The following is a 1298-nucleotide window of genomic DNA, read 5'->3' as shown; positions in this document are numbered from 1 at the left end:
GGGGGGGCGGGGGGGCCCAACCCCGGGGCCGCCGGGCATTGCGAATGCCGGGGCCGTTATCTGCTTTCGCCCCGGACGCCCGTCCGTGCTTGACGGGGTGGGGGGGCGGGGCTAGGTTCCGCGGCCTTGCCTCCCTCCGAGCCTCGAGGGCGGTGGGACTATGATGCGAGCGGCTCCGGTGCCGCTGCCCCACGGGGTGGCCGAGGTCGGGGTCGAAGGTTTCGGGCGCGCGAGCGCGGCTCTTCGCCGTGGCTCGCGACGTCGTTTGTGTCGAGTGTCGTTGAGGGCCGGGCGCCGGCGCGACAAGAGGGATGGGATGCCGACGATCAACCAGCTGATCGCCAAGGGCCGGGAGGCCCGGCGGAAGCGCAACAAGGTCCCCGCGCTGCAGGGCTCGCCCCAGAAGCGCGGCGTCTGCACGCGCGTCTACACCACGACGCCGAAGAAGCCGAACTCGGCGCTGCGCAAGGTCGCGAAGGTGCGGCTCGTGAACGGGTTCGAGGTCGTCTCCTACATCCCGGGCGAGGGCCATAACCTCCAGGAGCACTCGGTGGTCATGATCCGCGGCGGGCGCGTGAAGGACCTGCCGGGCGTGCGCTACCACATCCTGCGCGGCGTGCTCGATACGCAGGGCATCGCCAAGCGGCGCCAGCGGCGCTCGCTCTACGGCGCCAAGCGGCCGAAGTGACGGGGAGGGCCTGATCCATGTCGCGACGCCACCGCGCCGAGAAGCGCGAGGTCCTGCCGGATCCGAAATTCGGCGACATCGTGCTGTCGAAGTTCATGAACGCGCTGATGTATGACGGCAAGAAGAGCACCGCCGAGGCGATCGTCTATGGCGCGCTCGATACGGTGAAGCGCCGCGCCGGCGCGAACGCCGACCCGCTGCGCGTGTTCCACGAGGCGATGGAGAACGTGAAGCCGGCCGTCGAGGTGCGCAGCCGACGCGTCGGCGGTGCCACCTATCAGGTGCCGGTCGAGGTGCGCACGGAGCGGCGCCAGGCGCTGGCGATCCGCTGGCTGATCGACGCGGCGCGCAAGCGCGGCGAGCACACGATGCAGGACCGGCTCTCGAACGAACTGATGGACGCGGCGAACAACCGCGGCACGGCGGTGAAGAAGCGCGAGGACACGCACCGGATGGCCGAGGCCAACCGGGCGTTCTCGCACTACCGCTGGTAACCCACCCACAACGCTGACCGGACGGCCGACGGAGAACCACCATGGCGAAGGCGAAGTTTGAGCGGACGAAGCCGCACTGCAACATCGGCACGATTGGTCACGTGGACCATGGCAAG

Annotated in this window: 2 protein-coding genes; both read left to right on the top strand. The window is 69.9% G+C overall.

Annotated features, from left to right (window positions below):
• The first annotated feature begins 316 nt into the window (after nt 1-316).
• Nucleotides 317-688 carry a 30S ribosomal protein S12 gene (gene rpsL / locus ACTIFU_RS06390; RefSeq protein WP_439577460.1) on the top strand — a complete coding sequence of 124 codons (372 nt, stop codon included), beginning with the start codon at nt 317-319 and terminating at the stop codon, nt 686-688.
• 17 nt (nt 689-705) lie between these two features.
• On the top strand, nt 706-1182 hold the full coding sequence (rpsG, locus tag ACTIFU_RS06385) for a 30S ribosomal protein S7 (RefSeq protein WP_439577459.1): 477 nt from the start codon (nt 706-708) through the stop codon (nt 1180-1182).
• Nucleotides 1183-1298 lie beyond the last annotated feature (116 nt).

This window comes from Elioraea sp., assembly GCF_051860475.1.
GTDB lineage: Bacteria > Pseudomonadota > Alphaproteobacteria > Acetobacterales > Acetobacteraceae > Elioraea.
The sequence above is the reverse complement of the archived record's forward strand: the minus strand, read 5'-3'. Positions and strand labels throughout refer to the sequence as shown.

What these genes read in the sequence shown, in the direction of transcription:
- rpsL (WP_439577460.1), top strand. Translation starts at nt 317, where the DNA reads ATGCCGACGATCAACCAGCTGATCGCCAAGGGCCGGGAGGCCCGGCGG.
- rpsG (WP_439577459.1), top strand. Translation starts at nt 706, where the DNA reads ATGTCGCGACGCCACCGCGCCGAGAAGCGCGAGGTCCTGCCGGATCCG.